This is a genomic window from Streptomyces sp. ISL-98 (assembly GCF_018614055.1).
In the GTDB taxonomy this organism is placed as follows: domain Bacteria; phylum Actinomycetota; class Actinomycetes; order Streptomycetales; family Streptomycetaceae; genus Streptomyces; species Streptomyces spiramyceticus.
On record NZ_JAGGPB010000040.1, the window covers coordinates 19990 to 27218 of the forward strand.

A 7229-nucleotide genomic window follows, 5' to 3' on the forward strand; every position below is an offset into this window, starting at 1 on the left:
GTGATCAACGCCAGCACCGCGGATCCGTCGCTCCTGCACGCCGTCCTGGTCCTCGCGCGCGCCGACCTGGTCCGGGTGCAGTCCCGCCAGGGCACGGACCTGACCCCCGCGTTCCCGGACATCGCCCAGGCCGCGGCACAGCTCGATGAGGACCTCGTCCTGGACGGCGAGCTCATCGTGGCACACGAGGGGAGGCTGCACTTCGGCGAGTTGCAACGCCGTGCCCGCCGCCGCGGCCGCAGCGCGGTCCAGGCCGCCGCCGAGCGCCCTGCCTACCTGGTCGTGTTCGATGTCCTGGAGGCCTCCGGCACCGAACTCGTGGCCCGGCTGTACCGCAAGCGCCGCGCGATACTCGAGGACCTCTTCGCCCGTGACACGCTCACCGCCCCGTTCACACTGTGCCCCGCCACAGCGGACCGGACGATCGCCCAGGACTGGCTGGACCCGGCCTGGGGCACGGCCGGTATCGAGGGCGTGTTGTACGCACAGTTTGGAGCTGACCGATTGACCACCGTGACACCGGTTCCAACGGAGGGGGTGGGCGGGTGACGTGGTCACTCTCCGATCCCATGCTCATGGTGCCGGTGGGCAGTCCAGATCTACCGGACGGGTGGGCGGCGGAGCCGAAATGGGACGGTTCTCCAGACACTCAGATGTGTCTCACCTACTGGTGCCGTCGTTTCAGGAGCCTGTGCGCGAGGGTGGCCACGGGAGTTTGGGCGCGTTCTTCGTCGTACACATGACGATGTACGACCCGTTCCAGGTGAAGGCGATCGGTACGTTGCGCAGGGTTCCGTCCTTGCGACGTAGGCCAGGCGGGTCACGTCACGGGCCAGCAGCTCCTGGCTGATCGGGCGGTTCAGAACCTCGATGATCTCCTTCGGCTGCATGGTTCGGTCCCTCCTTCTCAGCGCAGTTGCTCGGCCAGTCCGACGATGATGCCCTCCGGGCCGCGGACGTAGCAGAGCAGATAGCTGTCCTCGAACCGGGCGATCTCGCCGACGAGTTCGGCGCCGTGAGGGCCCAGGCGGGCAACGGTGTCCTCAAGGTCGTCGACGGCGAACATGACGCGGTGCGTGCCCAGAATGTTGTGCGGCCGGTTGCGCGGCCCGGCGCTGATCACCGCGGGACTGCGGTACTTCGCCAGCTCGAGCCGGCTGTGACCGTCCGGGGTCCGGACCATCGCGATGTCACAGCGGACGCCGTCGAGTCCGGTGCACTGGTCGGCGAAGAGGCCCTCGACCTCCGCCCTGCCCTCCAGCTCCATACCGAGTTCCACGAAGAACGCGATGGCGGCATCCATGTCCTCGACCACGATGCCGACGTTGTCCATCCGCTGAATCGCCATGCTGGTTTCTCCTTCTTCCTCGTGCGGCCGGTGGTGGCCGCTGATGTCCCTGGGACGGAGCCGGTGGCACGTTCTCGACATCCTCAGACCGCCGAACTCCGAAAAATCTGGATCGCGCCTCAGCACCGCTACAGCAGACCCGCGAGCCAGGCGCCACCACCGAGGGTGAGTGCGGCGCAGGTGGCCGCTCCCATGAAGACGATCAGCCGCAGCGTGCCGTCCCCGCTTTTCAATGCTTCCTCGACGATTCGCAGCGTGCGCGCTTGAGCATTGCGCTTCCCCAATTAGTTCACGGTGCCGGGTCACCCTTGGCGGGTGGAGTTCCCCGTGCCGCTCGCCCTCGCCGCACCCGTCCGGGCCCCGCCGCGCGGCGCCGGCGCGAGCTGGGGGCCGCGCTGACCCCCGGCGGGCCCGAGCATCCGTGGACGGGAATGCAGATCAGCGCTGGATGGGGCTCTGGGAACAAGCTCCGGTACGTCACCGTCCAGCCGTACCTCGTCGCCGAGGTACGCGCTGACACAGCGGTAGACCGCGGCCGGCACCGGCACCCAGTGCGCTACCTGCGTATTCGGTCGGCCATGGCGAACTTCCCCTCCAACCGGTTCGGGCCAGGTGGTCAGATCCGCCAGGAGCGGATGCGGTCGGCGGCGTCGTACGCGTCGGCCCGCCCGGCGTCGACGTCGCGGGCGAGATCGATCAGCGCGCCGTACGGCGCATCGAGGCCTTCGCCGGCTGCGTTCATGTACGCCACGACGATGCCCGCGCCGAACAGCGCGTTACGGGCCGGGAGCGGGCGCAGCCGGATGACGGCGTGCATCAGCGCGGCCGCGCGCCAGGAGTTGTCGACGGTGGCGCCGACGCGTGGGGTGTTGACGCGGTGCCGGGCGACCGCGGCCACGAGATTCGAGAAGTCGTGGATGTGGGGGTGCTTGGGGAGGACCTCCGCTTGGCGCTCAAGCAGCCACCGGATGTCGACGTAGAGCTCCACGTCAGGCGGCCCGTCCCGGTGCATCCAGCCGGGCGGGGGCGTCTTCGGGGAAGGCCGCGTCGAACGCGTCCGCGTTGTCGTTGATGAAGGCGCGGAAGACTTCGGCGGCACCTTCGAGGCGGGGGTCACGGACCGCATCGTGCGCGGCCTGCGTAATGAGCGCGGTCACCGTGGTGCCCTCGGCTTCGGCGCGTTCCTTGAGCAGCGCGTGGAGCTGCTCCTCGACCCGGATCGTCACTGGTTTCGATGCCATACCCCGACCGTACAGCAGGCCGTACAGCACGGGTGCGGATTCGCCGGAATCCCTCCGGCCGCCAGTCCGGCGCCGGTCACACTGCACATATCGCCCCATGGGTACCCGGGGTGAATCTGCGCGTGTCACGCTCCGGCCCGGAGCCAACCGCGTGTCGAGGCTGCTGCCGCTCCCTGGTGCTGCCGACTGCTGACGTTCCCGAGCCGCCCGACATGCTCCGGCGGGAGCGCGGCTCGCTCAGCGGCGGGGAGGGTTGAGCTGGAGTGGTCCACCACGAAGCCTGCGCCCGCGTCGCCGCTGCGTCGGCTGTCGTCGGATTGCTGGGCTGTGTGCAAATCCGGGAAGGTCAGCCCGGCGATGAGCTCGGGAGCCGCCCGGCCTCCGCGTACTGTAAGGGCGCCGACTGCGCGGCCCAGGTGTCGCGGATGAGTACGTGCGAGCGCAAGAAAGAAGGGCAGTGGCCGTTAGACGGCAGGCTCGTCCTGGTCACTCACCCCTGCGGGCACGCGCGGCGGCCCGAACGCTCTGCTCCAGCGCGGCCATGAGATCGACCACCGGAGCCGCTTCTGCGGGCTCGGCGAGCTCGCCGCCGCTGACCTTCGCCGTGACGAGCTGCTCCAGGGCGTGGGCGTACTCATCGTGGACTTCGCTCACGTCGATGCCGGTGAGTGCCTTGATCAGTACTTCGGCCAGCTCCAGCTCCCGGTCGGTGACGGGCGTGGACGGTGCGAGGTCGCCAGGGTCACGCAGCTCGTCTTCCCACAGGAGGGTCTGGAGGACGAGCAGGCCGTGGTGAGGTCGCAGCAGCGCCAGGCGCTCCCGGCTACGCAGGGCGACCTTCGCGACGGCGACGTAGCCAGTGCGGGCTAGCGCCTCGACCAGCAGCGCGTACGGGCGGTCTGCACCGGGTCCGCCGGGGCCCGCGTAGTACGGCCGGCCGTAGCTGATCGGGTCGATGTCCTGGCCAGGCACGAAGCCGAGGACCTCCACGGTGCGCTTGGTGCGCAGCGGCAAGTGCGCCAGGTCTTCCTCCGTCAGCGGCACCATGCGCCCGTCCGGCAGAGGGAAGCCTCTGCCAACTTCCTCGTACGGGATTTCCCGGCCCTCCGCTCGGCAAAAGCCGCGGTGCTCGACGCGGCTGCCGTCGGCGGTATGGATCTCGTGCAGGCGCACCGAGTGCTCCTCGGTGGCCGCGTACAGCCGGATGAGCAGCGCGACCAGCCCGAACTGGAGCGTCCCGGACCACGTGGCCCTCATGCCTCCAGCGTCATCCGCCAGCCGCGAGCGCGCATCCCCGGAGTCGTCGTACGGCCCGCAGGCCGTCCCCTGCTCAGCTCGCGGTTGCCGGGCCGCCTTCCCTCACCCGCCTTGAAGGCGGTTGGTCGATGTGAGAGGCGATGGAGTCGAGGTGCGACGCCCGGGGGCACCGTAGCGCTGGGGGAGGTGTCGGCCACGGGTCCCCGGATGCCCCGGGAGGCCGCGGCAGCGATGAGTGGAACACTCAGCTTCAGCGAGGCAGGCTGTACCCATGCGGACGCTCTTCCGCCTAGCCCCTCCGCCCGGAGCCGGCGGTCATAGCCGGGCCCTTTTCCGAGTCGCGCAGTGCATGCCGTTCGTGATCATACTGCTCGGGCTGGGGATCGAGCTCTCGCCTGCGCACGATATCTACACCGGCCCTCTCCTCGTCGCAATGCCGGCACTGGCTTCGCTGACGATGGGCCCGAAAGGCACCCTCTCGGCAGCGGCTGGAGCCCTGGCCGTCAGCCTGGCCACCACCACCCTGCACGAGGCGTGGGGCGGCCTGCTGATCTACAGCAACCTCCTGGGCCTCCTCGTGGTGACCGTGGCCAGTGTCATCACGAGTAAAGCTGTGCGCACGCGCAGGCAGAGCGAGCTCAACCAGGTTCGCCGGGTCGCCGTGGCAGCACAAAGAGTCCTGCTGCGGCCCGTACCGGCCCGGCTGGGTCCGGTGCGGGCGGCCAGCATGTATCTCGCGGCTGAGACGGGAGCGCAGATCGGCGGCGATCTGTACGAGGCCGTACAGACCCGGTACGGGGTCCGGATGATCGTGGGGGACGTCCGCGGCAAAGGGCTGCCTGCTGTGGGTTTGGCCGCAGCCGTGCTGAGCGCCTTCCGGGAGGCCGTGCACTATGAGGACGACCTAGTAGAGGTGGTGAACCACTGCGCGGCTGCGCTGCACCGGGAGCGAGCCGCGCCGGGTGCGGTCGACCAGGACGAGAGGGAAGACCAGGCGGAGGATTTCGTCACTGCGCTCGTGGCTCAGGTGACCGACGGCTTCGAGGTCCAGGTTGTCAATCGCGGCCATCCGCCTCCGCTGCTGCTGCGCCAGGGCAAGGTTCACGCCCTGATGCCCAGCTCATCACTGCCACCCCTGGGCCTGGACGACTTCATCACCGGTCCTCCCGCCAAGGCGGAGAGCTATCCGCTCGCACCCGGTGACCGTCTGCTGCTGCACACCGACGGCGTGATCGAAGCCCGCAATCCTGACAGCGTTTTCTTCGCCTTGACCGAGGCCATGGAAGCGGTGCCCACCTGCACCCCGTCGCAGTTCCTGGAACAACTGCACCAGGCATTGATCCGTCACACCGGGGGCCACCTGGCGGACGATGCGGCGATGCTCGTCGTTGACCGGCTCGACGAAGAAGCAGGCAAATAAGCAGTCGGCAGCTGGCGAATGTGCGCTTGAGTTGGCGGGTGAGCGCTTCGTTTGGCGAGAAGGCGCTCATCGATGCAGGCGACAAGCCCTGAGGGGTGCTCCTTCAGGAGTGCATTCAGGAGAGGAAGACCTGGCGGCGGCTCTTGCCTGTGCCTGCGGGCCGAGACGGCTGCCTCCTGGCGTTGGGGGGAACCGGCACGGTCGCCTGGTAGAGGTCGCCACCCCCCGCGTACTCGGCCGCCATGCCCAGCATCATCGTCAGGCTGTTCAGCGTTTCGCCCTCGCCGCCGTCCTTCGCCAGCCGTTCGGAGAGGACGCAGTGCGCCTGGTCCAGGACCTTGCGCCATCCGCCGTCGTTTACGTGCTGTGCAAGAGCGTGAGCTGGAGGGACGTTCCGGCAGAGCAGGTCGGCTGCAATCACTTTCGGATTTCTCGAAATGACCGGTCCCTGCCGGAACTTCGTGCGGTCGCCGCCTCGCTCGCCGCTACGAAAGACGCGAGCGTGCGTCTTAAGACCGACCGGCATTAGGCGTCGGAGAGGTGGGGCGGGCACCAGCGGGCATGGGTCCGCGTGATCATTGAGTTCTCTACGCTCAGTCGTCAACTACAACCACGGGCGCGCTTCGTACAGGCACGCCGTCGACGCCTTGTCGCCCTTCCTGCAGTTCGTCGGGATGGCGCGGTCTGATCAGCCCAGCCCGGGTCTCGGCAACGTTGGTCAGGACCTCGCCATGCACAGACTTAGCGAGGGACAGGACGGTGAGGGGGTGGGGACAGCCCCCGTATCAACCCGGGCGTCAGCAGGATGGGCGACTGGTGCGGCGGCCCGGCACGCTGGGGCAGGAACGGCACAGGCAACAGAAACAGGAGCAATCGGTGAATGCACGTGCAGGGGCCGCAGCACTGTGGGCGGGGATTTGCGCGGTGGCGGTATCAGGGGTCTTCCCGGCGGCCGCGGCGGAGCGGGCGTCGGCCTCGCCGCCCGCCGGCCTTAAGGCGGCCATCGAGCAGACGGTCGCGGACGGATTCCCGGGTGTCGTGGCGTATGCCAGGCACGGCGAGCGGGAGTCACGGATGGCGGCCGGGCTCGCGGACACGGCGAGCGGCGAGCGAGCCCGGCCGGACCAGCGGTTCCGGATTGCCAGTAACACCAAGTCATTTGTGTCGACGGTGCTTCTGCAGCTGGAGGGCGAAGGACGGCTCTCGCTCGACGACAGCGTGGAGAAATGGCTGCCCGGCGTGGTCCAGGGAAACGGCAACGTCGGCAGGGCCATCACCATTCGGCAACTGCTCAACCACACCTCGGGCATCTACGACCCCACCACCGAGCCGGAGTTCTTCGCCCCCTACTTGGAGCGCCACGAATGGGGCTACGTTTACACCCCTCGGGAGGTGATCGCCCGCGCCGTCCGGCACAAGCCGCTCTTCGCGCCCGGCGGCGGCTGGTCGTACTCCAATACCAACTACCTACTCGCCGGTCTGGTGATCGAGGCAGTCACACTTCACAGCGCGCCCTCCGAAATTCATCGGCGGATTCTCGCCCCGCTCGGCCTGAAGGACACCTCCTTCCCGCTGACCGACCCGGCCATTCACGGCCCTCATCTGCACGGTTACGACCTCACGGGACGCGATGTGACCCGATTCAGCCCGTCGTACGACTGGACCGCCGGCGCCATGATCTCCACGGTCAACGACCTGGCCCGTTTCCACCGGGCCCTGTTCACCGGCAAGCTGCTGCGCCCCGCCCAGCAGCGCGAACTCCTGACCACGGTGCAGTTCCCCGACGCGCCGGCGTACGGACTCGGCGTGCAGCGCATGGACGTGCCATGCGGCTCGGAGCCGGACACCAAGCCGATCAGTGTCTGGGAGACCGACGGCGGCGGACCCGGCTTCACCAGCGTGTCCCTCACCACCGCCGACGGTGAGCGACAGCTGGTCCTGGCCGTCAATGTCTACGACCTCG

Annotated in this window: 9 protein-coding genes and 1 pseudogene; 3 read left to right on the forward strand and 7 right to left on the reverse strand. The window is 68.6% G+C overall.

Annotated elements, in window-relative coordinates; translation table 11 throughout:
• A complete protein-coding gene (locus J7I98_RS26645) occupies positions 1 to 549 on the forward strand; it encodes a hypothetical protein (protein ID WP_308377943.1) in 549 nt (182 codons plus the stop codon).
• Positions 550 to 708: 159 nt separating this feature from the next.
• On the opposite strand, the pseudogene J7I98_RS42645 reads toward J7I98_RS26645, so the two are convergent.
• The 6 genes and pseudogenes from J7I98_RS42645 to J7I98_RS26670 all read right to left on the reverse strand — a co-directional run.
• Positions 709 to 890, reverse strand: a pseudogene (locus J7I98_RS42645) (pyridoxamine 5-phosphate oxidase); the annotation flags it as partial.
• 17 nt (positions 891 to 907) lie between these two features.
• Positions 908 to 1348, reverse strand: a complete 441-nt coding sequence (locus J7I98_RS26650; RefSeq protein ID WP_214926999.1) for a VOC family protein — start codon at positions 1346 to 1348, stop codon at positions 908 to 910.
• 128 nt (positions 1349 to 1476) lie between these two features.
• Complete coding sequence (locus tag J7I98_RS26655; RefSeq protein ID WP_214927002.1) at positions 1477 to 1632, reverse strand: hypothetical protein; 156 nt, start codon at positions 1630 to 1632, stop codon at positions 1477 to 1479.
• A 332-nt stretch (positions 1633 to 1964) separates the two neighbouring features.
• A complete protein-coding gene (locus J7I98_RS26660) occupies positions 1965 to 2336 on the reverse strand; it encodes a toxin Doc (RefSeq protein WP_308377944.1) in 372 nt (123 codons plus the stop codon).
• A gap of 1 nt (position 2337) precedes the next feature.
• Complete coding sequence (locus J7I98_RS26665; RefSeq protein ID WP_214927016.1) at positions 2338 to 2589, reverse strand: ribbon-helix-helix protein, CopG family; 252 nt, start codon at positions 2587 to 2589, stop codon at positions 2338 to 2340.
• Positions 2590 to 3075: 486 nt separating this feature from the next.
• Positions 3076 to 3846 (reverse strand): Ku protein, encoded by a 771-nt coding sequence (locus tag J7I98_RS26670; protein ID WP_214927037.1) that lies wholly within the window; start codon positions 3844 to 3846, stop codon positions 3076 to 3078.
• Positions 3847 to 4195: 349 nt separating this feature from the next.
• On the opposite strand from J7I98_RS26670, the gene J7I98_RS26675 reads away from it, so the two are divergent.
• Entirely contained in the window at positions 4196 to 5266 is a 1071-nt protein-coding gene (locus tag J7I98_RS26675) for a PP2C family protein-serine/threonine phosphatase (protein ID WP_251021232.1), read from the forward strand.
• Positions 5267 to 5381: 115 nt separating this feature from the next.
• On the opposite strand, the gene J7I98_RS26680 is transcribed toward J7I98_RS26675, so the two are convergent.
• Positions 5382 to 5687: a hypothetical protein gene (locus tag J7I98_RS26680; protein WP_214927041.1), complete on the reverse strand. Its 306-nt coding sequence runs from the start codon at positions 5685 to 5687 to the stop codon at positions 5382 to 5384.
• Between the two features lie 455 nt (positions 5688 to 6142).
• Between J7I98_RS26680 and J7I98_RS26685 the strand changes: the two genes are divergently transcribed.
• Positions 6143 to 7229: serine hydrolase domain-containing protein (locus J7I98_RS26685; protein ID WP_308377945.1), on the forward strand; the 1087-nt coding region annotated here is incomplete at its 3' end.

Bases quoted from the DNA above. Each gene is read 5' to 3' on its own strand.
- J7I98_RS26650 (WP_214926999.1), bottom strand. From the start codon at position 1,348: ATGGCGATTCAGCGGATGGACAACGTCGGCATCGTGGTCGAGGACATG.
- J7I98_RS26665 (WP_214927016.1), bottom strand. From the start codon at position 2,589: ATGGCATCGAAACCAGTGACGATCCGGGTCGAGGAGCAGCTCCACGCG.
- J7I98_RS26670 (WP_214927037.1), bottom strand. From the start codon at position 3,846: ATGAGGGCCACGTGGTCCGGGACGCTCCAGTTCGGGCTGGTCGCGCTG.
- J7I98_RS26675 (WP_251021232.1), top strand. From the start codon at position 4,196: ATGCCGTTCGTGATCATACTGCTCGGGCTGGGGATCGAGCTCTCGCCT.